Source organism: Oceanobacillus sp. B139/18, from assembly GCF_055524595.1.
The window spans coordinates 56,802-81,628 of sequence record NZ_JBVFXI010000006.1; the positions used below are offsets into that span (position 1 = coordinate 56,802).

Consider the following 24,827-nt stretch of genomic DNA (forward strand, 5'->3'; position numbering starts at 1 on the left):
TAATCACTTCTGCTTGTGATTCTCTTTATGCTCCAAAAAGATTGCTTTAATCCATTTTTTAATAAATAGACAATGGTGCTTTATTTTTATTTGCTGCTTTTCTTCTCATTTTCATAATAGCTTTTATCAATAATCTTAAGGAAAGGCCACCAGATTATCATTACGACTATTAAGTTAAATGCTTGCAATACTGCCCCCTGCCACGCATTTCCTGTCGCCAAGAATCCACTGAGAAGCGGCGGCGTAGTCCATGGCACAATAATTCCTGCTGGTTTTGGTACGATACCCGTTGACATCGCAAAGTACGTTATAATCGTTACAACAACTGGTGCAAGAATCCAAGGAATGAGAGATAACGGATTCATAACAATTGGCAGCCCAAAGATGATTGGTTCATTTACATTAAATATACTTGCTGGTGCACCTAGTTTGCCAAGTTCTTTCATCTGCCTGCTTCGACCTATTATTAAGATTAAAATGATAACTGCTAACGTCATACCAGTTCCGCCCATACCAACTAAGAAGGTATCAATAAACTGTTTGGTTACAACGTTTGGTATTTCTTGACCAGCTTGGAATGCTTGTAGATTTTCATTATTTAAAGCGTACCAGATTGGGTCAAATACAGAGTTTATAATAATCTGACCGTGCAATCCAAAGAACCAAAATACTTGAATTAAAAGAACAGCAATAATTGTTGCTGGTAAACCGCTGCCCAGAGCAGTCAGTGGCTCTTGAATAAGCGTATAAATAAAATTCTGTATCGTATCAAACGGAGTAAAGCTGAATACAATTCTGAGAACTAAAAAGATGGATAATGTCAAAGCAACCGGAATCAATGCACTAAATGATTTAGAAACCTGATCTGGTACTCCAGCCGGCATTTTAATTGTCCAATTTTTTTGAGTGAAAAATCTATATAACTCAGCGGAAACGAATGCGGTAACAATTCCTAAAAACATGCCTTCCGCACCTAAGCTTACAGCCGGGATAGCACCAGCCACTCCTTCAAGAACTTGAGGTGTTAATATTAAGAAAGATGCGATGGCAACTGTACCACCATAAATAGCTTCCAAACCGTATCGCTGCGTTAACTTATAACCAATACCTACGATAACAAATAATCCCATAAGGCTTAACGTTGATTCTGATGCTGGCGCTAATGCATTTTGGTAAGTTGCAAACGCTTCTTCTCCAATTAACCTGTCTAAGAATGGCAGATTTGCCAAAACAACGAAAATGGAACCGAAAATAATAAATGGTAACGCAACCATGAACCCATCACGTAAAGCTGTTAAATATCTATTGTTGTTTAATTTATCCGCAATCGGCAACAGAATATTTTCCAAAAACTCCATAAACTTATTCATTTATTAGTCCTCCTTTGACGGTTATTTTTCAATCAATTCTAATGCTTGATTTAAAACAGCTTCCCCATCTACACGTCCATATGTCATTGGATCAATAACATCTAATGGAATTCCAACTTCTTCTGCTACAGGAGTATACTTCTTCTTCATGAATCTCATTTGCGGGCCAATCAAAAGAACATCTGCCTTTTCCATTTCACTTGGTGCTTTATCTTGCGCAACAGCCCAAATAGTTACTTCAATGCCTTTAGCTTCTGCTGCTTCCTCCATTTTTTTAACTAATAGACTTGTTGACATACCTGCTGAACATGCTAATAATATTTTTTTCATCTATAATTCCTCCTAAAGTGTTTTATTAAAATAATGTTTTGTGAAACTATCCTTATAGTAATTCTAAAACGCTTACAACTAAACACATTGTTTTTCCTCTTTGAAGGGGAAATACATTAAGATGCACAAAAAACATCTACACTCTCCAGTGTTGCACAAATCTTGCTTCATCTGCCTGTGCTTCGCCATATATAAAAATTCTTCAGCTTCTCAAATATTGATTCTACAACTTCCAACGAACATAACCAACACTAAAACCTTTAATACACACTATCTTGGCATGTTTTTTGCTAGATAAAAGTAAAGGAGGTGAACGAATGAGGTGTTTTATATTCGCAACACACGGCTATTTATCAGACGCATTTGTATATTCCATAGAAATGATACTGGGACAGCAAGAAAATATGCACTCTATCAAAATGAATCCAAATACGAGCACAGAATCTATCAAAGAACAATTGCAAAACATAGTTACCCAGCAAGAATCTGATACGGAATATGTAGTGCTCACAGATATTTTAGGCGGAAGTATTACTAATTTAATGGCCGAATGGATGACGAAAGAAAATATTCATGTTCTAACCGGAACCAATCTCCCAGTGGCTATTGAATTAATTAGTAACAACGAAGATATTAGTCTCAAACAACTTGTTCACAAAAGCATCTATCAAGGAAAAGAAGGGATTGTCTATGTTAATGAAGTTGTCGAAAGGCAGGAACAGGAAAGGATGGAATTCTGATGATTAAACTGGTAAGAATCGATGATCGGTTATTACATGGGCAGGTAGCTTTTGCCTGGTCAAAGCACTATGACATCAATATCATCTTGGTGGCGAACGATAATGCTGCTCAGGATAAAACGAAACAAATGGCTTTAAAAATGGCTAAGCCGCCAAGTGCCAAGCTTTATATTAAATCAGTTGAAGACGCTGTCAAAGATTTACCAAAATTGGACAACCCAAAAATGAAAGCGTTAGTCATCATTGATTCTACTAAAGACGCAAAAAGCCTTGTAGATGCCTCGGATAATATTAAAAGTATTAATGTTGGCGGAATTCGAATGGCAGAAGGAAAGAAATTAATTTCCCGAGCGGTGGCAGTAGATGACGAGGACATTAAAAATTTAAAGACCATTGAAGAAAAAATCGAAGTAGAGGTTCGCCAAGTTCCTAACGATACAAAAAAATTATTTAAAAACCTTGTTTAAAAACGCTTTGGAAGGAGGAAGAAAATGCTGCTGGAAGCGATATTGATAGGACTTGTTGGAGCAGTTGGAATCCTGGATGGCAGAATTTTTGGACAGACCATGATCGAACGACCATTAGTACTTGGTCCAGTGGTAGGGCTGATTCTTGGAGACCTGCAAACAGGGATCATCGTAGGTGCTACACTGGAATTAGTTTGGATGGGAATTGTCGGCATTGGTTCAGCCACTCCCCCAGATGTCACTACCGGAGGAGTATTAGGAACTGCATTTGCCATTATGACAGACAGTGGCCCAGAAGTTGCCTTAGCCCTAGCTGTACCAATTGCTATTTTAGCACAGTCTTTAGGAATTCTGGTTCGTACGGTAAATACTTTTTTCATTCACCGTGCCGACCGTTACGCCAAGCAAGGTGATTCAAGAAAGATAACCCTTATGCATTGGCTGGGAATTTCTTTATTCTTTTTAAATGGATTTGTACCAAATTTTTTAGGAATTATGCTGGGTTCAGAAACAGTTGAGGCTTTTGTTAATAACATTCCTGCTTTTATTACGAATGGATTAGAGGTAGCAGCTTCGATGTTTCCGGCATTAGGTTTTGCTTTGTTACTTCAAATGACGTTCAGTATGAAGCTTTCTCCATATTTCTTTTTGGGATTTGTCATTGCTATTTACTTTGGCGTAGATATCACTGGAGTCGCCATTATTGGAGCAATCATTGCAGTAATACTTTATCAGTTAGATAAATCTGATGAAGAGGAGGTTTCTTTATAATGGAAGAACAAAATAAACCGGGCGAGATTACTAAAAAAGATTTAAGAAAAGTGTTCTGGCGTTCTTTCACACTTCAGGGTTCCTTTACCTATGAAAGGATGCAGGCCTTAGGCTACCTTTATTCATTAATTCCGCTATTAATTAAATTGTATCCTAATAGCAAAGAACGAGCAGAAGCGTATCAGCGACATTTGGCATTTTTTAATACGACACCAGCTGTATCCAGTTTTATTATGGGTATATCCGGAGCCATGGAACAAAAAAACGCGAAAGACAAAGAGAATTTTGATAAAACTACAATAAATAATATTAAAGTTGCATTAATGGGGCCACTTGCAGGAATAGGTGATTCATTTTTTTGGGGCACATTTAGAGTCATTGCTGCTGGTATAGGCATCTCTCTGGCAAGCGACGGAAATATGTTAGGACCTATCCTATTCTTACTGCTATATAATGTTCCACATTTTTTAGCCAGATACTATGGAACTTTCGTAGGGTTTAATAAAGGAACAGATTTGTTAGACAAGATTCAGGAAAAAGGGCAATTTGAAAAAATATCTTTAAGTGCATCGGTATTAGGTTTGATAGTGATAGGAGCAATGACAGGAACATTGATTGACCTATCCACTCCTCTCTCTTTCAGTATGCAAGGCAGTGAAGTGAACCTGCAAGATACACTGGATGAGATTATGCCAAAAATGATACCGCTTGGTCTAACCTTATTTATACTTTATCTATTAAAGAAAAGCGTCAAAGTGAACTATATTATGTTAGGAATTATTGTAATAGGAATTGTAAGTTCAGTTTTAGGTATTTTCTAAAGGAGGAATTGAAAATGACTGTTAATTTAATGCATCAATATATTTTGGAAGAAAAGGAAGTACTGCTCCATTTACTCGAAAACAGAAAAAAGATTGTAGGACCTGTGATTCCATCTGTAAATAAAGAAGTGAGAAATGTATATATTATCGGTTCAGGGACTTCTTATCATGCGGCAGTAGCTGCCAAGCCACTAATAGAAGAAGTAACTAATTGGGAGGTTCAACCAACTTATCCCACCCATTTTATGCAAGAAAAAATATCGGACAGCAAAAACAATCTTGTTTTAGGTATTTCACAGGGAGGCAGCAGTCTGTCTACGATAAATGGGATAAAACATGCACAGAAAATGAATATCCCGACAGTTGGAATTTCAGAATATAAAGATAGTAATCTGGCCGATATATCTGATTATTATTTACCTATTGAAGTAGGAGATCAGGAAAAGGCTGGAGCAAAAACGAAAGGATATGTAGCATCTATCCTCACCTTAATGTTATTCTCATTAGAATTTAGCGAGTATAATCAGTTACTAAGTGACGAGAAGTACAATAATTATTTGGCAAGAATGAAGAAAACTTTCGAAAAGCTGGATGAAATTGTTCATGCTTCAGAAGAATGGGTTTATCAAATCAAAGATGAATTGACAAACGCCCGCGAAATCATGGTTATCGGGTACGGGTCCCATTATGCCACAGTATTAGAAGGGGCATTAAAACTTCTAGAAACGGTAAGGGTTCCAGTCATCGGGTATGAGATGGAAGAGTATATGCATGGTGTGTATAATTGCGTCAGTGAAGATAGTAACTTTATTTTTCTGGCATCCCAACACGAGAATCGGGAAAGATTACTAGCATTGGAAGAATTTCTGAGTAAAGTTACAAACCATTGTTATTTGATAGGAAGTGAAAAAACAAATGCTTCTCCGAAAGATTTGATTATTTCCAGAGATGAAGATTCAATATTTAGTGTCTTTGAATATATTATTCCTCTACAGCTTCTATCTGCTGTATTAGCAAATGAAAAAGGAATTGATCCTGCAGTTTCTAAATTCCAAAATTTCCATCAGCTGATGAAGAGCAAATCATAATAGGGCATTGCAGCGTATCTTCCGCCACGGATACGCTGCAATAACTATTTATTTTAAAAGGATGAGATAGATGGATATAGATCAACTAATTCAATTTCTAAGTCAACAATCCATAAATAGGAAAGCGCAGCAGCTGGGAAAAGGGGCTACGGCAACTTTGTTAAGCGATACATTTCAAATGAATCGAAGTGTAGCAAGTCGCCTGTTAAATGACTTATTTCACCGGCAAGAATTAATAAAAGTGAATTCGCGTCCCGTTCTATTCTATGAGAGAAAAACATTGGAAAACTTCTATCATAAAAGAGTGGATACATTTGTCTTTAAAAGTATTTCTGATTTAAAGAGCTATTTTTCTATCAATGAAAATATTTCAGATCCTTTCCAAGAGTTTATTGGTGAATCCATGGATACAAAAAATATGATTGAACAATGCAAGACAGCAATCAGTTACCCTCCGAGCGGGCTGCCAATTCTGATTACAGGAAATTCAGGTGTGGGAAAGAGTTACTTAGCAAAATTGATTTATGATTATGCTTCCAATGAAGAGATTATTTCAAACAATGGGAAATTCATTACTTTAAATTGTGCTGAATATGCAGATAATCCTGATTTAATTACTGCGAAACTATTTGGTCATGTAAAGGGAGCTTTTACCGGAGCGGATAATCACAAAATGGGTATTGTAGAAGCCGCGAATAACGGGGTATTATTTTTAGATGAAGCACATCGATTATCTTTTGAGAGTCAGGAAAAGTTATTTCTGCTAATGGATAAGGGAGTCTATAATCCCTTAGGTAGCAATGATATAGAGAAGAAGACAAATGTCAGGGTTATTCTTGCTACCACAGAGAACCCTGGCGAAGCTTTTTTACCTACTTTTACAAGAAGAATACCAGTGATTATCGATTTACCATCTCTTAATCAAATGTCTCTAAAAAACAGACAGACATTGATTAAAAAATTTTATAAAGATGAAAGCAAACGAATAAACAAAACCTTGGATATTTCTAAAAATGTAATCTACACACTCTTTAAATATGATCCTCCCGGCAATATAGGTGAACTTAAAAACGTTATTATTTTTTCCTGCGCCAGTGCTTTACAGGAAAATTCCATGGCTGATGACAATATTTCCATTAACATCAGACATTTGCCTGAGCATTTAATAAAACTATATGCAGACAATAAGTATTATTTAAACTATCAATTCAAACATATCTTTTTAGATGAAATGGTGATTGATTACGAAGATGGACCTACATTAGCTGACAAACATATTACAAAAACAGAAAGCATAATCCATCATTTGTTTAAAGATATACAGACTAAAGTAAAAAATCATCAAGATATACCTTTTTCGGCTCTAGTAGAAGATGTAAAAAAATATTTAGACGAACTGCAGTCTTTTTCTCTTTTAGAAAGCTCTGAACAGAAAGTTAATACTATCGAAAAATTATTGTTCAATGTTCTAAAAGTTTATGATTATACCTTCTATTCACAGCAGACTATTTCAAAAATAACGAAGTATATTATTTACCGAAATGAATCATTTTCAGCGTTAACAGATGAAGAAGGTGTTTTTAGAAAGCTTTTAGAAGGCTTAAAACATGTTTATCCAAGAGAATTCAATCAGGCAAATCTGATTAAAGAAGAAATGGAAAATGTATTAGGATTAACAATTAATTTACTAGATTTGAATATCATTATTTTGTTTTTAAGAAGTTTCGAGAAGCTGACGGATAGTAAAGGAATCAAATCAATCATTGTCTGCCACGGGGAGAATACCGCTTCAAGCATTGCAAATGTAGCCAATAGATTATTGGGAAAATATCTCTTTCAAGGGTTTGACATGCCTATAGAAGTCTCTGTTTCAGATGTTATCGAGAAAATGAAATTATTCCTTAAAACCATCGATAACCATAATGATATTATTATTTTTGTAGACATGGGTTCCCTTACACAATTATCTGATCGATTAGAAAATAGCTTTAAAGGAACGATTGGTTTAGTCAATAATGTGACGACCTCCATGGTCATTGAAGCAGGAGAAAGTATCCTTCAAAACAAACCAATCAAGCAAATATTAGCGAAAATGAAGAAACAGATACCAAAGTATCAAATCATTGAACCTCCTGCAAACAAAAAAGAAAATGTTATTATTACTACCTGTGATACTGGTATCGGAACGGCTATGAAATTTAAAGAGTTATTGGACAGGATATTTAAAAACATAAAAAATATTGATGTTATCGCATTTGATTATTCAACCTTGGAACATAACGAATCAGAAAGCGCTTTATTTGACTCGTACAACATTTTGGGTATTGTAGGAACATTGGATCCTGAAATAGAAGGAATACCCTTTGTAGCTATTGAAGACATAATCAACGGAGAAAATCAATTTAAATGGTATGAGATTCTTGGAACCGTATTGACAGAAAGCGAGATAACCGTACTTAACGATAAGCTTCTTAAGCAGTTTTCAATGCAAAGTGTGCTTGATCATATCACGATATTAAATCCTGAAAAAATCATTAATCATGTTGAAAGAGCATTAAGCTTGTTACAGGAAATATTTCAAATTAAATTATCTAATTCTTCCAAAATCAGTTTATACATTCATATCAGTTGTTTGATAGAAAGACTCGTCAAACAACAGCCAATAGAGATTTATGCAGAATTAGATAATTTTGAGCATAAGCATCGAGAATTTATAGGCGGTATTAAAAAGGCGTTCATTCAATTGGAAAATGTTTATAACATCACTCTGCCGACGAGTGAAATCGGTTATATCCACGATATTATAAAGCACAATCATCTGGATTTTGCGTATTAGAATTATAATTAAGACGCTTCAATGTGTTACTGGCTAGAATATTATAGATGTTTATCAAGGTTCAACCTATTAAAAACTCTCCGATATAGTAAAATTTTTTCATAAGTTCTTCACTATATCGGGAAGTTCATTTTTTAACTTTTAATATATCCTTTAGTTTTTCTAAGGAGGTCAGAGAATTCTTTTTAATAATATCTCATTATACACCTTAAAAGATGTGCTTACTTATCAGCATTCCGGCTGTTCATACAGTCGGGATATTAATTATTAATCCAGTATCTGAGGTGTAGATTTAGAGGATTAAAAATAGAGGTGGATTCATATAACATTAAATTTTTATAACCAATTTATCAACTACTTGATTTTATACCAGGAGTAAGTTCTAATTTTTTTAAATCAATCACAAAACGATGCTTTTTTAATATGTCCAAACCCAGTAAAGCATTATGGTTGTTCGGCAACAAACCGACATCTATTTCAAAATTTTTTATTGTGAAATTACCAATAACAATATGATTCATAGCCTTTGTATAAAAAGGTACTGTACTACCAATCCCATATGCTTCATAAATAGCATCTCCATTTTCATACATAACACCGATTTCTTCTAAAACATAAGTTGACCGTCATAGAATAATTTCATATCCCCTCCCCACTTTCACCATAGGATCTCTCCGTAAATGAATAATAAAATCTCGATTAGAAGTATGCTACAGCATTGTACCTTCTTTAGCATGAAAGAATTCTTTATTAGCATTCTTCTCTGAAACTGATTGAATCAGTTCTACTTCATCAACAATTTTTTTTCTCCTTCTTCATGATAATCCAGTATAGAAACCAATATAAACTGATTAGGAAATAATTCTCTCGCTTCTAGCCATCTCATATTCATATTCACCTTCCTATTATAGTATAAAGAAATACAGTATTTAGCTTAACCACCTTACCTTGTCAAAATATAGAAGATTCCCTCCCCGTTTTAACACAATCTCTAATACGTCCTTATATATTCAGTAAAGAAGGATTCATCATGATTAGTATAATCTTTGCTGCCTTGACAGAGTAATTGAAACATTTTAACTTCCCTATAGCTTCTCTTGATTAAAAGTATGATTTACCCCCACAAAAAAACACCTCTGCCCATCACAGCAACAGAAGTGTCTTTCACATTATTCCGCCTTACTTACCTCATCTGCATAACCTTCACTTTTCGTATAAATTGTTAACCCCTTAATATTCTTTCCTTTATCAGAAAAAACAAAACTCTCCAGATAACCGACAACAAAGGAAACTAAGAAGGAAACCATACTCACAGCAAATGGAGTCATATCCGTTCCTTGGACAAAATAAGCTACAATAGCCGCAGTTCCCAAACCTATAAAAACACCCGGCGTGTTTGCCCGTTTCGTTAAAATGCCTAATGCGAATACAGCTGCGATAGGTACTCCAAATAATCCAGTTATATCTAAAAATAGATTCCATGTTTCTGCTCTATTGGTAGAAACCAAGTATAACGCGGCAGTCATTCCTAATACGCCAGCAATAATAACTACCAACCTTGCAAGTAATACATCATTTCCCTTCTTCTTTTCAAAAAAGCGCTGTTTAAAATCAGTAATCACACAGGCAGAGATACTATTTAAACTGGAAGAAATAGTTGATTGAGCTGCTGCAAATATTGCTGCAATCAATAACCCTGCTACACCAGCTGGAAGCGTTGTTACAATAAAGTAAGGAACAATAGCCGACGTATTTACCTCTTCCGGTAAACCTCCCGAATTAGAGTAGTAACTATACAACATCGTTCCCATCCCATAAAATATCGGAATCGTAATAAGTGCAAGCGCTCCATTTGTCCAAAGTGATTTATTCGTTTCTTTCATAGATTTCGTTGTTTGGTAACGCTGTACAACATCCTGACTCGCTGTATATTGATGCAAGTTATTAAAAATCGAACCTAAGAAGATGATAGGTATCGCAGCTGCAGCAGTTCCAAACTGAAAGTTCCCTGCAGTGATTAACTTATCATTCTCTAAAGCATCCGAAATAATTGTTGAGAATCCGCCATTTATATAGTTTATCCCAACACCAATGACAAGGATAGCTCCTCCAAGCAGGATGATTCCCTGAATAACATCGCTCCAGATGACACCCTCTATTCCACCGAGGAAAGTATAAATAATACATAAGATACCTACGATAGAGGCAATCAACATGGGGTTTATATCTGAAACCGATGTAATGGCAAGCGTAGGCAGATACACAACAATTGCCACACGTCCAATATGAAATAAAATAAATAATAAACTTCCCACAACTCTTAATGACGCCCCAAACCGTACCTCTAAATATTCATAAGCACTGGTAACGTTCAGCTTTCTGAAAAAAGGGATATAAAAATAGATCAGGATTGGAATAATTGCAAAAATAGCAATATTCCCTGCTGCATAAGACCAATCTGTCAAAAATGCCTGCTCAGGTGTAGACATATACGTGATCGCACTTAATGTCGTAGCATAAATACTAAATCCTGCTGCCCACGCCGGGATTTTCCCGCCAGCAGTAAAAAATTCGTCTGTATTTTTACCAGCCTTCTTTGTAAAATAAAGACCCACTCCCAGCATTGCAATCAAGTATACAATAATGACCAACCAGTTAGCCGTTCCCAGCCCTATTTTATCCATCTTATTTCACTCCTCGAATTATAAGATTTTTTACACACCTTCTGATAAAGCGTTTTCTTATTCAAGCGCAAAAGCCATTAAAAATGACTTTTGCACGCATATATTACAATTGGAATTGCTCTACTAATTTAACTACTTCTTCCTGCTTTGATTCATCAAAAGCTTTCATTGGCTGCTTGGTTGTCCCTGCGTCGATTCCTTTTACTTTTAAAATTTCTTTCAATGTCTGATAGATTCCCAGTTCAAGCACTTTTTCAATTAAATCATTGGTAACATGCTGAATTTCATAAGCTTCGGAAACCTTATCCTGCTGGCAAAGTTCAAATATCTGTTTTGCCCGCTGACCGTTTACATTGTATGTGCTGCCGATGGCTCCATCCACCCCGGAAATAGCACCGTAAATCAACATTTCATCAAAACCGGAATAAATCAGTTTATCAGGAAACTTATTTCGCAGTCTTTCTAACAGGAATAAATTGCTATCTGTAAATTTAACACCAATTACTTTTTCATTCTCAAACAGTTCTTCAAATTGAGCCGTTGAAATAGCCACACCGGTTAAGGCTGGAATAGCATAAATAATCATATTATTATTCGTTTTTTCAATGATGGTTTCATAGTAGGTCTTGATTTCTTCAAAACCAAATGGATAATAAAACGGTGTCACTGCAGAAAGACTGTCATAGCCTAACTCTGTAGCATATTGTCCTAACTCTACCGCTTCATCTAAATTAATCGAACCAACCTGCGCAATTAATTTCACATCTGACTTTGCTTCTTCTTTCACTGTTTTAAAGATAAATTTCTTTTGTTCCAGCGACAACATGAAATTTTCTCCAGAGCTTCCATTAACATATAATCCATCGACTTTTTGCACATCTATATTCTGCCTTACAATTTCTCGTAAACCTTTTTCCTTCACCTTTCCTTCTTCATCAAAAGGAACCAATAATGCTGAGAAAATACCCTTCATAATAAAAAACCTCCAAAGTAGTTGAAATAAATAAGTCTTTAAATATATAATATGGTCAGACCAATTTTCGATATGTTCATCATAGAAGGTGTCACCTTAATTGTCAAGATAATTTTTAGTAAATTTCGATTCCTGTATGCGTTTTATTTCTTTGAACCTTGAGAACACGTTGGCAGGAATGATAATTCTTTTAGATGCAAAAAATTATTATTATCTTCTTTTTTGCCTTCTGCTTATGCTGCTTCCTTATGTGTTATGATTATTCTATTAGGAGTGGTGTAGATGGCAATTCAAAAAACATCATTAGTAGAAATAGCAATGGATAGGATTAAAACATATATTCTTGAAAATAAATTAAAAGAAAATGATAAACTGCCTACGGAAAAAGAACTTATTGCCAAGCTGCAGGTAAGCAGAACGGTAGTAAGAGAGGCGTTAAGATCTTTAGAATCTATTGGTATCTTAAAAATCAAACCCGGCGGCGGAGTTTTTGTAGGGGACTCTGATTTCCGTTCAATTAAATCCATTCTCAAACATCATTATGAAGCTCATGGCGTAAAGATTAGAGAGCTGGTTGAAATCAGAAAAATTCTGGAGCTGGGTGCTTTAAGGCTGATTATCGAAAAAAATTTAGATGTAGATTTCGATTACCTGGAAAGCTTGAATCAAGAGTACTACCAAGCAATTACCCATAATTGGGACACCAAAAAATATGATCAGCTGTTCCACCAGCATATTATCCGAGAAGCAGATAATGAAACGTTTTATAATTTCACCGAGGTGATTCAAGAGTATTTCTCGCTTGTAAAAATTGATTTAATGCAAAGCAAAAAAGACTTGTTAGCATCTTACAAGGAGCATAGCGAAATACTGGCAGGTCTCAAAAACAAAAATTTAGAATACAGTCATAAAATCATGTCTGTACATTTTGAACCTATCTTTGACTATATTTATGAAATGGAAGGGTTAAAAGAAGATGGAACCAATTAATGCATCGGAAAGAAAATCTTTAAAACAAACAATTATTCAAGAAATAAAACAATACATTATCGATAATAATTTAAAAGCAGGCGACAGGCTCCCCGCAGAAAGAAAATTTATGGAAATATTCGGGGTGAGCCGTTCTGTGATCAGAGAAGCATTAAGTTATCTGGAAAATACAGGTGTAACCAGAGTCCGCCAAGGGCAAGGTGCTATTTTAAATGAATCGAATATTGACAAATTACTTGATAGCTTCTTTTTTCTATGGCAGGTGAACGGCGGCGACTTAAAAGACATTCAAAGCCTGCGTGTCATATTTGAATCCAGCGCAATGGAAGAGATTATTAAAATTGAAAATAACAATAATCTTCTCAAACTGAAAGAGTCAGTTATAAATAATAGAGAAGCCGTGACAAGAGAAGCGTTTATAGAAGCGGATATGAACTTCCATAAACAGCTGTTAGAAGCCACGAATAATGTGTTGTTTATACAGATGACCAATATGATAACCAGCTACTTTTTTGAATCTGCATCACGTATCGATATAACACATCAAGAATTTCAAAAAATAAATGATGAACACGAAAAAATGGTAGATATGCTAATTAACAAGGATGTGGAAGGAGCAAAAAGTCTATTGACGGCTCACATAAATAATACGAAGAAAGTTTAGGTGGTGGAAGGTGAATTATGTATCGATAGATATTGGTGGAACGTTCATAAAATATGGCGTGATGGATACGAACCACGTCTTTCAATTCCAAAGCAAAGTGGAGACAAAAGTAAATATAGACGATGCCATCTATCACCAAGTAGAAGCCATTATTACGGAACAAAAGCACGCATACACGATTTCAGGAGTCGGCATCAGCACAGCTGGAATCGTTGATAGAAATAAAGGTGAAATCGTTTATGCCGGCCCAACGATTCCCAACTACGCAGGAACGGCTTTTAAAAAAAGACTGACGGAAAGATTGAATGTACCTGTATATGTTGAAAATGATGTGAACGCAGCCATGCTGGGCGAAGTTTGGAAAGGCGCTGCCAAAGGAGCAGACAACGTATATTGCTTAACGCTCGGTACCGGCATCGGAGGCGCTCATTACGATAATCATCGATTGTTTGATGGAGCTAATTTAAAAGCCGACTCCATTGGCTACCTTTTATATGATCCCGAGACCAAATTGAATTACGAGCAAAGAGCCTCCACTTCAGCACTGAATAATGTGCTAAAAAGTGAACTTGGAAATGCATTTCATGCTGAAAAAGCGTTTGAACTGGCGCGCTCCGGTGACATGAAATGCTACGATGTGATTTACAAATGGACCGCAGAAGTAGCAAAAGGTTTAGCCCAAATCATTCTAATGAAAGACCCTGCGATAATACTAATTGGCGGAGGAATCTCCAGACAAGGGGACTATCTGCTGAATCTCATTAAAAATCAGCTAACTATTTTCCTGCCAGCTCATTTTTTAAATACCGAATTGAAAATAGCGCAACTCTATAACGATGCTGCTTTATACGGAGCAGTCTTCCCATTCTTTAAGGAGGATTGATAACATGCTAGAAAAAGTGGAAAAGTCTTTAATCGTTTCCTGTCAGGCATTACCTGATGAACCGCTGCACAGTTCTTTTATTATGTCTAAAATGGCATTAGCAGCAAAAGAAGGCGGTGCTGCCGGCATCCGCGCTAACACAAAGGAAGATATTTTGGAAATAAAAAAAGAAGTGGGCCTGCCAATCGTAGGTATTGTTAAGAGAGATTATCCTGACAGCCCTGTCTTTATTACGGCCACCTATAAAGAAATAGATGAACTTTTAGAAAGCGGCTGTGAAATGATCGCTCTTGATGCAACTGCAAGGAAACGGCCAAATAAGATAGAGCTTAGCGAATTAGTAGATTATATACGCAGTCAGAACAGCACTGTGGAAATCATGGCGGATATCGCTACATTAGAGGACGCAAAAATAGCTGAGCGTTTAGGATTTGACTGTATTTCCACCACCCTTCACGGGTATACAGAAGAAACAGCCGGAGAAAAACTCTATCATCATGATTTTCAGTTTTTAAAGGACGTATTGGAAGCAGTTCAACTCCCTGTTATTGCAGAAGGAAATGTCATCACTCCAGAGATGTTTAAGCGTTGTCTGGATTTAGGTGCTTATGCGAGTGTTGTCGGCGGAGCAATCACCAGACCGAAAGAGATTACGAAGCGATTTTTGGAAGATTAACTATTTCTGCTTAATGAAAAACAACTATGGAGGTGGTACCGACCCTCCACAGCTGTTTTTCATTTTCTTCTATTATTAAATTTTTTCTTAAAGAGATGTATCAGTGGATGACTTACTCACATCCAACCCCGTCTCCATCCCGATCTAGATGAGGGCCATATCCAGGATCACCTTCACGCACTGGTGCTGCACCAGCTTCTCTTGCTGCCGTACAGTTCTGATATTGCACATTGGAACTAGAGGATGATTCACTCGAACCCGAACTAGAATCAGATTCTGAGCTGGAGCTAGAGCCAGATCCGGATTCAGAGCTTGAAGAACTGCCGCTGGAGCTTGCAGTAGCCGAACTGGATTCTGCACTTGTCACCTGAGACTCCAAGTCGCTAATGTCGCCCTTTAAGGATTCATTTTCTTCAGATAGTGCATCAACTTCATCATTTAGAGAGTTAATTTGCTCATTTTCCTCTTCCAAGGATGCTACCAGCTTTTCATACTCCTCTATGTCGTCAGAAGCTTCCTCTGCCTCTGCTGTCAAATCAGCTATTGCATCCTCATGCTTGCTTTCCAGTTCTGCAATCTCAGATGTATGCTGCTCTTCCAGCTCCGTAAGTGCTTGTTCATGATCAGCATGGATGCTTTCTAATTCACTGTTGAGTTCTGTATTTTCTTCTGTTAACTCTGTTACCTTCACTGTATTTTCGTCTGACCCAATAAGGCCTATTCCAAAAGCCATCAAAACTATTCCGCTTATTGCAGTACTATAGAATAACCGTTTATTTAATACTTTTTCCCGCTTAAGAAGACTCTTCTGAACGACATGGGAAATGATATAGATAAATGAAAAAATTAAAACTAAAACCCCTAGAATCAGTAATGCAAAAACCAATTTTCTTTTCTCCCCTTTTTAATAAGTTACTGCAACTCAAAATAACTGAAGAAGCAGCTTTGTCTATTTTTGCATCTCTATCCTATTTACCTGCTTGAATGATTGCTTGTCTTATTATGTAATAATGTATAAAGTTCGTTATTTATGCTTTTGTTTATACCGTTTATAAAGTATTCGGCATTTGTAACAGGATATAAAGACACAATACTATAATCATAGTTAATTACTCCTTAAAAAACAAGAGAAAATGAAGTATTGTTTGCTAGTTTTGATAAAAATTGAATAATTATCCTTATAATTGTTGGAATTTTAATTTTTATATGTTTATTTTATTTTCAAGCAAAAAAAAACCATGGAAAAGATGCTTCCTTCCCATAGTTGCTTAATAAAATATAAACTCTCATCACACAATTTATTCCTCCAAATGATAACCAAGTGTTTGAGATAATTCTTTTGCAGCGCTTTTTAGTACCTCTTGTATAAGCGGCACCCTCTCTTCAGAAAAACGGCTAGAAATAGCGCCGACACTAAGAGCTCCTGCAACTTTACCATCTATATCAAATATAGGGACACCTATAGCTGCTGTATTTTGATAAAGTTCTCCAATGCTAAATGCATAGCCTTTTCTTTTAATTTCCTCTAATTTTTTTCGCGTTTTCTTTTCTTCCTCCGCAGTTAAATGTAAACTTTGAATAATAGCTTCTTGCTTAGATGGTGGAAAAAAAGAGAACATTGCCTGAGGTCCTCCACCTAAATTAAAAGAAATAGAGTCCCCTATACTCGTTGTAAAAGTTTGAATATAGTAATCTCCTTTTACACTGTCTAGGCACATAGCCTGCCCATTTCTTTCAACAAATAAGTAACTGCTATCACCTAATCTTCTAGAGATAGACTCTAAATAACCTTTTGCAGAGTCACGAATATCAATTTTCTCTGCGAATTGTCTCCCTAATTTATATAGTTCAATTCCTAAACGGTAATAAGGTGTATTACCGTTAGTAAACTTCTCCAAAAACCCTATTTCTACCAATGAATTACAAAGCCTCAAAGCGGAAGTTTTAGAAAGTTTGGAGTTAATATGAATTTCATGTAATGACAAATAGCTATTATTTGAAAACAAATTCAATACAAGAGGGATTTTAACTATAGATTGTATCAAGTCTCTATTATTATCAGTGCTCATTTAAATTCTCCTTATTTTATTTATATTCTTCATTAATATTCATTTTTGTATAAACAGTTAAAACGACAATTTAAATAGAGCATGTATGTTCTAATTAATCACTATTTCGTCAAAATAACTTATTAACTATTATTATAGATTAAAATATGATTGAATAAAATGATAACATGAATGAGTGTTATTTAACTCAAATTACCTATAGATAAATATTTGGTTTCCAGGTACATTTCTATCCCTTCCAAACCGCCTTCACGTCCTAGTCCACTTTCTTTCAAACCGCCAAATGGAGCATATGCTGCTGAAGGGCTCCCGTCATTCCAACCTATTATTCCAAATTTTAATTGGTCATGAAAATACATCCCGGTTCGATAATCATTTGTAAAGAAATAAGCAGCAAGTCCAAAAGGCGTACTGTTTGCTATGGCAACCGCTTCACAATTATTCTTAAATATTGCAATTGGTGCAACTGGACCAAACGTTTCTTCTTGCATAATATCCATCTTATCTGTAACGTTAGCTAAAATAGTTGGATAAACAAAATAAGTGTCTTTTTCCGTATTCACATTATATTTATTTCCAATGACTACTTTTGCACCTTTACTTACTGCATCTTCAATTTGAAATTTAATTTTTTCATAGCTTTTCCTGTTAATTACGGGACCGACCTGTACATCTTCTTCTAAACCATTACCAACCTGCAGTTCTGTTACTGCTTTTTTTAACTTTTCTGTAAAAGAATCTGCAATATCTTCATGCACAAGGATACGATTTGCACAAATACAGGTTTGCCCTGAATTTCTAAACTTTGATAGAATTAACTGTTTCACTGCAAAATCTAAATCTGCATCTCTAGCAATAATGAAAGGAGCATGTCCACCGAGCTCCATAGATACATGCTGAACATTTGTTGCACTCTGTTTTATAAGTTCTTTTCCCACGGATGTTGATCCAGTAAAAGTTATCTTTCGGATTAGTTTGCTATTGGTAAATAGGTCTCCAATCAATTTACCCGACCCAATAACAAATTGTACAGCTGTTTTAGGTATACCAGCTTGATGGGCTAATTTAACAAGTTTTATTGTAGTAATTGGAGTTTCGCCTGCAGGTTTCACAATAAATGTACAACCTGCAGCTAAAGCAGGAGCTGCTTTTCTAGTCATCATCGCTGCTGGAAAATTCCAAGGTGTAATTGCCCCAACTAAACCAAGCGGTTCTTTGGAAACAATTGCTTTTTTAGAAACGGAACTAGATGGGATACTTCTTCCGTATACCCTTTTCCCTTCTTCTGCATACCAATCTATATAACTTGCTGCATAATCAACTTCATTCAACGATTCTGAAAGCGGCTTGCCACTCTCTAATGTCATGACTTTCGCTATTTCCACCTTGTTTTCCTTTATTAATCCTGACCACTTATTTAATAAACCGAATCGTTTGTATGCATCTAGGTTTGCCCATTGTTTAAAAGCATCATGTCCTAGTCTTATCTTCTCTATAATTTCACTGTCTTTATGGATTTTTATTCTTTCTATTAAATCTCCAGTAGCTGGGTTAAGTACTTCCAAATAATCATTCATTTCCTACAAACATCCTTTCATTAATTCATTATTATTTAATTAATCCCACTAGGAATAAGCTAATTTCTGGAACATAAGTTACAATAAGTAATACAATAATTAATGTAGCTAAAGTCCATTTCAAAAATTTAAAAGTCTTCTCAAAGCCTATCCCTGCTATCTTGCTTCCTATAAATAAGTTAACTCCAAATGGAGGAGTTATCATCCCAATAGATAAATTCAAACAAACGATGATTCCAAAATGTATTGGATCAACACCAATCGTTGTAGCAATCGGCAATAATAAGGGAACGAAAATTAAGATTGCTGCTACCGTCTCCATAAACATTCCTACTATTAATAAGAAGATATTAATTATTAACAGAATAATAATTGGATTTGTCGTAAATTCCGAAATTTGCATTGCCAATGTTTGGGGTATTTGTTTAATAGATAAATACTTCCCAAAAAGTGTAGCAAATCCAACAAAAATCATTATCCCGCCAGAAGTAGCTACTGTTTTCACAAGAATCTCATAGTATTTTTTCCAGCCAATCTCCTGATAGATAAATACACAAACAATTGAAGTATATACAACTAGTATGATTGCTGCCTCCGTTGGGGTAACAACCCCTCCATAAATTCCTCCTAGTATTAAAAAAGGTGTAGGGATTGCCCATTTAGCATTATTCAATTCTCTCCAAAAACTTTTTCTTTCTCTTGATTCTGATTCTTTATATCCTTCTCTTTTACTAATAAAATAATTAAGTATAAGTAATGAAATAACTATTAATATTCCAGGAACTACACCTGCAATAAACATATCACCAATAGAAACATTAGCTACAATTCCATAAACTATAAAAATAATACTGGGCGGAATAATAGGTCCTAGTGATCCACTGCTTGCAGATATTGAAACCGCGTACCTTGGATCATAATTATTTTGCATCATATATGGTATCATTATCCCGCCAATGATAGCTACAGTAGCTGGTCCAGATCCTGTAATAGCTGCAAATATAGCACTTGCCAATATCGTGATAATACCTATGCTGCCAGTAAAAGATCCTACGATACTTTGAACTAAATTAATAATTCTTTTTGCCATCCCGCCATTACTCATTATTTCTCCACCTAAAATAAAGAAAGGAATAGCAAGAAGTGGAAAAGAACCTGCTGCACTAAATAAAGTTTGCGTGATAACTTGTTCAGGAAAAGTTGGTTCCATAAAAATCAAGACTAACGTACTGACCCCGATAGCGATTACTATTGGTAAATTAAATAATAAGCACACAACAGCTATAGCTAAGAAAAGTAATAATAGACCCATACTTATTCCCCACTTCTTTTTAAAACTTTAAAATTATTAATAAATTCTACAATTAATCTAACTATTGTAAGTAAAAATCCTAGCGGAATTCCTGCATAAACCAACCATAACGGTAATCCCGTAGCCACGGAGACCCTTTCCTGATGCATGGCATCCAATGCATAATTAAATGTAAAGTAAACAAATATACAAGAGAATACAATCCAAATTAGAATACCTATCTGAGTAAAATAAATTCTATACTTTTTAGGTACCAAATTGCTTAGCGAATCCACTTTGATATGGGAATCTGCCATAATTGCATAGCTCATAGAAATATAAACAAACCAGACGAATAAGTAGATAGACAATTCTTCTCCCCAAATCAAAGAAGCCCCTAAGAAATATCTTAATATTATTTCTAAGAATAATACTACAATGATAATGATTAAAATGGCCGCGCTAATAACCACTTCAAAAGAGTATTTTCCTTTCATTTAAACTCCTCCCAATACTGAATACTTACAGTACAAGTTCTAACTAAACAATAAAGCTCAACATGAAAACGCCAAAATCTTTTGTTATTTTCACGTTAAGCTTTACAGTTTTACATATATCCTCGCTCTCCTCTTATTTTTAAAAGATTACAATATAAAGAGAGGAGACATACTATTCATTGATTAACGCATCTACATCATTATAAAAATCTGTTCCAGCACTTTCAATTGCATCATTAATAGTATTTTCACTAGCATTTCGGAATGCTTCAAATTGTTCTTCTGTAAGTTCCGTTATTTCTACTCCAGCTTCTTCAATTTCCTGCAGAGCTTGTTGATCCGTCTCTGTACCATTTGTCCTTGCCGTTTCAACTAATGTATCTAACTCTTCATGTAGAATTTCTCTTAAATCTTCCGGCAAACTCTGCTCAAAATCTTCATTTAACATGATGTAATGGACTAGCGCGACATGGCGTGTCAATGTTAAATAATTGGATGCTTCATAGAACTTGTCTGTCCATCCTAGAGCAGTCGCTGTATGAATACCGTCTATTGTTCCCTGCTGTAACGCTGTAAAAGCTTCTCCATAAGCAATTGTAGTCGGATTAGCCCCTAATTCACTAAATAGGTTTATTTGCAAATCAATTGGAGAGGATCTTATTTTTAAACCGTTTAAATCTTCTGGATACTCTACCGGGCGGACATTATTAAACACGTTATATCCCTTCATGTCATAGTTACCAATTACTTTTACATTTAATTTTTCTTCTAATTCTTCATCTAATTGGGTAGCTAATTCACTATCCAAAAAATTATATAATTTTTCATCATCAGTAAACATAAAAGGCACATCAAATATTCCAAAAGAGTTGGCTCCTGCATGATTTGTTATAATACCAGTTGCAATAGATGTTAATTCTGCATCTCCTGTATCTACTAATTCCATTTGCTGCTCTTCCGCATTTGCCAATGTTCCGCTTCCATAAATTTGCACTTCTATCTGTCCATCTGTTCGCTCTTCAATGTTTTGTTTAAATTCTTCATAGCTTCTATTAACAAAATTCGTTTCTGAACCTAACAGAGGAACTCGGATGACATATTCCCCGTTTCCTCCCTCTGCATTTGAATTTTCTTCTTGTCCAGAGCAGCCAGCTATAATAAACATCGAACAAATAAGTAAGAATAATATCTTTTTCATTTTAAATCACTCCTCGTAACCAATTTTTTGTATTTATTTCCATTACTTGACGAATTTTCTCTTCAGAAATATCATTTTCCAGCAGCTTAGGAATTACCGCTTCAAATATATGACTCATGCTCCAATTTGGAGACTCTTTCTTTTTATGTTCTTCACTATACCAATCTGTATTGCAACAATAATCCTGAGATAGGAAGATTTGATTCTCGTATCCTTCTTTAAGTAATTTAATTAAAATAGTATTTCTTTTATCTGTAGGAAGAAACTTGTCTAGCCCGTATCGATCCATTCCAATATATACACCTTTATCAAGCAACTTTTTTACATAACTTAAATTATCACTGTCTCCTGTGTGCCCTATTAAAATATGGGAAGGTTTAACTCCCTCCTCCAATAACATGCTTACTTGTTCTAATCCACCTTCATTTGCTGCATAAGAATGTGTCATTATAGGTTTACCCGTTTCAAGATTTGCCCTGGCAGCTGCCCGAATAACTTTTTCAATATCTGAAGTAATTCCCTGCTTATCTGATGAACATTTAATGAATGCAGCCTTTATATCCGTATTTTGAATACCTGTTTCAATATCTCTTATAAATTGTTTCTTCATGTAATCAACGGACTGATTTCTGAAATGAATAGGAATATCGTTATACGTATAAATTCCTGTAGCTACAAGTATATTTACACCAGTTGCTTCCGAGATTTGTTTTATAAAATTCACATCTCTACCCAGTCCAAGAACGGTTGGATCGCATATTGTTTTAACGTGATAATTCTTTACTTTTTTCACTTCATTTATTGCACTTTTTAATTCATAATCAACATCAAATAAATGAGGAAATTGACAGAACAATTCATCCGATCTTATTGTCATATGCTCATGCACAAGTGTAACTCCTAAATTTTCAATTTCTACCTCGCCCAAAACGGAATTTGTAGTTACCATTATATTTTCCCCTCACTTATAATTGAATCATATTTTTAATCTTTAAAGGATGCCTTTTGTGAATACTTAATATCGTATTTTCAAAAGGTATGATATTTAAGAACCCTGATAACACATCTTCTCTCTTTTTCAAAAATGAAACAGCATCAATCCAATCTGATTCATTGGCTCCAATCGTACCTGTCACTTTTAGTTCTTTATAAGTTATTAATGATAAGTTTACATTCATATTAAATTTATTAGTTCCTAATAAAAGCACCTGTGCTCTATTAGCGGATAAATTTAACAAATTATTGATAGCGTTTTCATTTCCGGTACAATCAATTACAGCATTATAATTTTCACTACCACTACTTTTTATCATATACCCATCAATAAACTGATTTTCTTTTAAATATTCTAAAATAGTACAATCACTTTCTAGTCCCAACACAGTAATATCTACGCCATAATCCTTCAGCATAAGAATGGTCAGTACACCGATTGCTCCTGCCCCAGTTACCAATACGCTATAATTTGGTTTTAATTTGAGTGTATTGATACCTCTTGCAACAACACTAATCGGCTCCAACCAGACACCGTTTTTAACATCCTTTAAAAAATTAACTTTTATTAAACTTTTTTCAGATAAATTAATATATTCGGTGAATGCTCCATCAACATTTATTCCTAATCTTTCTCTGTCTTTACATAAATTAATGTATCCACTTTTACAATTTTCGCATTCCATACAACTTTTCAATGTAGGCTTTCCAACAATATAATCGCCTACTTGAAATGCTTCGGAATCATTTGATACTTGTTCGATTCTTCCTACAAATTCATGTCCAATGGTTAAAGGTAATTTGTTATCATCGATGGGATACTTTCCTTCAATTAGTTTCATATCCGTACCGCAAACTCCCCCATATAGAACTTTCACTTTGTGTTCATTTGTATTCATTTCTTTTAATTGCTTTTCAACAATATCAATATCGGTTTCACTATTCTTTTTTACTGCACAAATACTTTTAATTTCTAACCCCTCCTTAATTCGGAATGTTATTTCGCATTGTGGTATCCTTATAATAAAACCGATGATTTCGTTTGTCAATAAAAACTTCAGAATTTTATTGACGATTCAAATAAATTGATATAGTATAGATTTTAATTAATACGGAACTACATTTCGCATTGTGGAATTATATACAGGTGGCAAAAATAATGAAAAATGTTCTAATTACTGGTGGTGGAAATGGAATTGGGTGCAGTATCGCTAAAAGATTTATACAAGAAAATACCTTTAAAGTGTTTGTCGTTGACAATTCATTTTCTGAATTAGAAAAAGTTCCATTTTATAATGATATCTTTACATTTCGATTAGATGTAAATGATGCACAAAAAGTAGAAGATACGATTAAAAATATACTTGTTCAGCATGGAGGAATTGATATTTTAATCAATAATGTCGGCATATCCCCTAAAGAGAATGGAATTGCAAGAACAATAGAAAATATCAATTTAGATGAATGGAATAAGGTAATATCAACAAATTTAACAAGTGCTTTCTTATTTATAAAGCATACCCTTCCATCCATGAAAGATAAAAATTGGGGAAGGATTATTACGATTTCTTCTCAAACTGCAAGAACTGCTGCAAAAATTGCCGGTTTACATTATGCAACCACAAAATCTGGATTAGTTGGACTAAGCAGGCAAATTGCTGCTCAATATGGTCAATATAATATTACTTCAAATTGTATTGCTCCAGGCAGAATTGAAAGTGATATGACAAATGGGGTATCAAATCAAGTAAATGAAATTTTTTTAGAACAAAACCCTATTAAAAGAATGGGAAAAAAAGAGGAAGTTGCCTCTTTGGTGGAATACTTAGCTAAGGATGAAGCTGGTTATATTACAGGGGCTACAATTGATATTAACGGTGGATCATTTATAGGATAATTAGGGAGGGTT

The 24,827-nt window shown here is 34.9% G+C and carries 24 protein-coding genes; 11 read left to right on the forward strand and 13 right to left on the reverse strand.

The genetic code is table 11. From position 1 onward, the window contains the following. Nucleotides 1-86: 86 nt before the first annotated feature. Nucleotides 87-1,370 carry a PTS cellobiose transporter subunit IIC gene (celB, locus tag ACZSMY_RS16905; RefSeq protein ID WP_193064632.1) on the reverse strand — a complete coding sequence of 428 codons (1,284 nt, stop codon included), beginning with the start codon at nt 1,368-1,370 and terminating at the stop codon, nt 87-89. A 21-nt stretch (nt 1,371-1,391) separates the two neighbouring features. Next, nucleotides 1,392-1,700: a PTS sugar transporter subunit IIB gene (locus ACZSMY_RS16910; protein ID WP_193064631.1), complete on the reverse strand. Its 309-nt coding sequence runs from the start codon at nt 1,698-1,700 to the stop codon at nt 1,392-1,394. 317 nt (nt 1,701-2,017) lie between these two features. Between ACZSMY_RS16910 and ACZSMY_RS16915 the strand changes: the two genes are divergently transcribed. The 6 genes from ACZSMY_RS16915 (at nt 2,018) to ACZSMY_RS16940 (ending at nt 8,423) form a co-directional block, all read left to right on the forward strand. Next, nucleotides 2,018-2,440, forward strand: coding sequence for a PTS sugar transporter subunit IIA (locus tag ACZSMY_RS16915; protein WP_289585063.1), 423 nt, complete (start codon nt 2,018-2,020; stop codon nt 2,438-2,440). Beyond that, nucleotides 2,440-2,907 (forward strand): PTS sugar transporter subunit IIB, encoded by a 468-nt coding sequence (locus tag ACZSMY_RS16920; protein ID WP_226895060.1) that lies wholly within the window; start codon nt 2,440-2,442, stop codon nt 2,905-2,907. Before ACZSMY_RS16915 ends, ACZSMY_RS16920 begins: the two co-directional genes overlap by 1 nt. 24 nt (nt 2,908-2,931) lie before the next feature. Beyond that, on the forward strand, nt 2,932-3,678 hold the full coding sequence (locus ACZSMY_RS16925) for a PTS mannose/fructose/sorbose/N-acetylgalactosamine transporter subunit IIC (RefSeq protein WP_193064629.1): 747 nt from the start codon (nt 2,932-2,934) through the stop codon (nt 3,676-3,678). Then, a complete protein-coding gene (locus ACZSMY_RS16930; RefSeq protein ID WP_193064628.1) occupies nt 3,678-4,499 on the forward strand; it encodes a PTS system mannose/fructose/sorbose family transporter subunit IID in 822 nt (273 codons plus the stop codon). Before ACZSMY_RS16925 ends, ACZSMY_RS16930 begins: the two co-directional genes overlap by 1 nt. Before the next feature lie 14 nt (nt 4,500-4,513). Next, on the forward strand, nt 4,514-5,587 hold the full coding sequence (locus ACZSMY_RS16935; protein WP_465148016.1) for an SIS domain-containing protein: 1,074 nt from the start codon (nt 4,514-4,516) through the stop codon (nt 5,585-5,587). Between the two features lie 70 nt (nt 5,588-5,657). After that, a complete protein-coding gene (locus ACZSMY_RS16940; RefSeq protein ID WP_052484894.1) occupies nt 5,658-8,423 on the forward strand; it encodes a sigma 54-interacting transcriptional regulator in 2,766 nt (921 codons plus the stop codon). Nucleotides 8,424-8,773: 350 nt separating this feature from the next. Here the strand turns inward: ACZSMY_RS16940 and ACZSMY_RS16945 are convergent, their stop codons facing one another. From ACZSMY_RS16945 to ACZSMY_RS16955, 3 genes are all read right to left on the reverse strand, one after another. Next, complete coding sequence (locus tag ACZSMY_RS16945; RefSeq protein ID WP_465148017.1) at nt 8,774-9,016, reverse strand: hypothetical protein; 243 nt, start codon at nt 9,014-9,016, stop codon at nt 8,774-8,776. A gap of 576 nt (nt 9,017-9,592) precedes the next feature. After that, nucleotides 9,593-11,107: a sodium:solute symporter family protein gene (locus tag ACZSMY_RS16950; RefSeq protein ID WP_465148018.1), complete on the reverse strand. Its 1,515-nt coding sequence runs from the start codon at nt 11,105-11,107 to the stop codon at nt 9,593-9,595. A gap of 103 nt (nt 11,108-11,210) precedes the next feature. Further along, nucleotides 11,211-12,080 carry an N-acetylneuraminate lyase gene (locus ACZSMY_RS16955; RefSeq protein ID WP_042529745.1) on the reverse strand — a complete coding sequence of 290 codons (870 nt, stop codon included), beginning with the start codon at nt 12,078-12,080 and terminating at the stop codon, nt 11,211-11,213. Between the two features lie 282 nt (nt 12,081-12,362). Between ACZSMY_RS16955 and ACZSMY_RS16960 the strand changes: the two genes are divergently transcribed. The 4 genes from ACZSMY_RS16960 to ACZSMY_RS16975 are packed head-to-tail and all read left to right on the forward strand — an operon-like array spanning nt 12,363 to nt 15,293. Then, on the forward strand, nt 12,363-13,070 hold the full coding sequence (locus tag ACZSMY_RS16960) for a FadR/GntR family transcriptional regulator (RefSeq protein ID WP_256705082.1): 708 nt from the start codon (nt 12,363-12,365) through the stop codon (nt 13,068-13,070). After that, the gene (locus ACZSMY_RS16965; RefSeq protein ID WP_042529741.1) at nt 13,057-13,734 is read left to right on the forward strand and encodes a FadR/GntR family transcriptional regulator; all 678 of its coding nucleotides are present in this window, start codon (nt 13,057-13,059) and stop codon (nt 13,732-13,734) included. Before ACZSMY_RS16960 ends, ACZSMY_RS16965 begins: the two co-directional genes overlap by 14 nt. Nucleotides 13,735-13,744: 10 nt before the next feature. Next, entirely contained in the window at nt 13,745-14,617 is an 873-nt protein-coding gene (locus ACZSMY_RS16970; protein ID WP_465148019.1) for an ROK family protein, read from the forward strand. A 4-nt stretch (nt 14,618-14,621) separates the two neighbouring features. Next, on the forward strand, nt 14,622-15,293 hold the full coding sequence (locus ACZSMY_RS16975; protein WP_256705083.1) for an N-acetylmannosamine-6-phosphate 2-epimerase: 672 nt from the start codon (nt 14,622-14,624) through the stop codon (nt 15,291-15,293). Nucleotides 15,294-15,405: 112 nt separating this feature from the next. Here ACZSMY_RS16975 and ACZSMY_RS16980 read toward each other — a convergent pair whose 3' ends face one another. The 8 genes from ACZSMY_RS16980 to ACZSMY_RS17015 all read right to left on the reverse strand — a co-directional run bounded on the left by ACZSMY_RS16980 (nt 15,406) and on the right by ACZSMY_RS17015 (nt 23,967). After that, nucleotides 15,406-16,179 carry an excalibur calcium-binding domain-containing protein gene (locus tag ACZSMY_RS16980; RefSeq protein WP_465148020.1) on the reverse strand — a complete coding sequence of 258 codons (774 nt, stop codon included), beginning with the start codon at nt 16,177-16,179 and terminating at the stop codon, nt 15,406-15,408. Between the two features lie 412 nt (nt 16,180-16,591). Then, nucleotides 16,592-17,362, reverse strand: coding sequence for an IclR family transcriptional regulator (locus ACZSMY_RS16985; protein ID WP_465148021.1), 771 nt, complete (start codon nt 17,360-17,362; stop codon nt 16,592-16,594). Between the two features lie 182 nt (nt 17,363-17,544). Beyond that, on the reverse strand, nt 17,545-18,939 hold the full coding sequence (locus ACZSMY_RS16990; RefSeq protein ID WP_368900953.1) for an NAD-dependent succinate-semialdehyde dehydrogenase: 1,395 nt from the start codon (nt 18,937-18,939) through the stop codon (nt 17,545-17,547). Between the two features lie 31 nt (nt 18,940-18,970). Beyond that, nucleotides 18,971-20,251 (reverse strand): TRAP transporter large permease, encoded by a 1,281-nt coding sequence (locus ACZSMY_RS16995; RefSeq protein ID WP_465148022.1) that lies wholly within the window; start codon nt 20,249-20,251, stop codon nt 18,971-18,973. 2 nt (nt 20,252-20,253) lie between these two features. Next, nucleotides 20,254-20,727 carry a TRAP transporter small permease gene (locus ACZSMY_RS17000; protein ID WP_465148023.1) on the reverse strand — a complete coding sequence of 158 codons (474 nt, stop codon included), beginning with the start codon at nt 20,725-20,727 and terminating at the stop codon, nt 20,254-20,256. 172 nt (nt 20,728-20,899) lie between these two features. Continuing rightward, nucleotides 20,900-21,925, reverse strand: coding sequence for a TRAP transporter substrate-binding protein (locus ACZSMY_RS17005; protein WP_368900956.1), 1,026 nt, complete (start codon nt 21,923-21,925; stop codon nt 20,900-20,902). 1 nt (nt 21,926) lies between these two features. After that, entirely contained in the window at nt 21,927-22,874 is a 948-nt protein-coding gene (locus ACZSMY_RS17010; RefSeq protein WP_465148024.1) for a phosphotriesterase family protein, read from the reverse strand. 16 nt (nt 22,875-22,890) lie between these two features. Then, nucleotides 22,891-23,967: a zinc-dependent alcohol dehydrogenase gene (locus tag ACZSMY_RS17015; protein WP_465148025.1), complete on the reverse strand. Its 1,077-nt coding sequence runs from the start codon at nt 23,965-23,967 to the stop codon at nt 22,891-22,893. A 110-nt stretch (nt 23,968-24,077) separates the two neighbouring features. Between ACZSMY_RS17015 and ACZSMY_RS17020 the strand changes: the two genes are divergently transcribed. Further along, nucleotides 24,078-24,815, forward strand: a complete 738-nt coding sequence (locus tag ACZSMY_RS17020) for an SDR family oxidoreductase (protein WP_368900958.1) — start codon at nt 24,078-24,080, stop codon at nt 24,813-24,815. Nucleotides 24,816-24,827 lie beyond the last annotated feature (12 nt).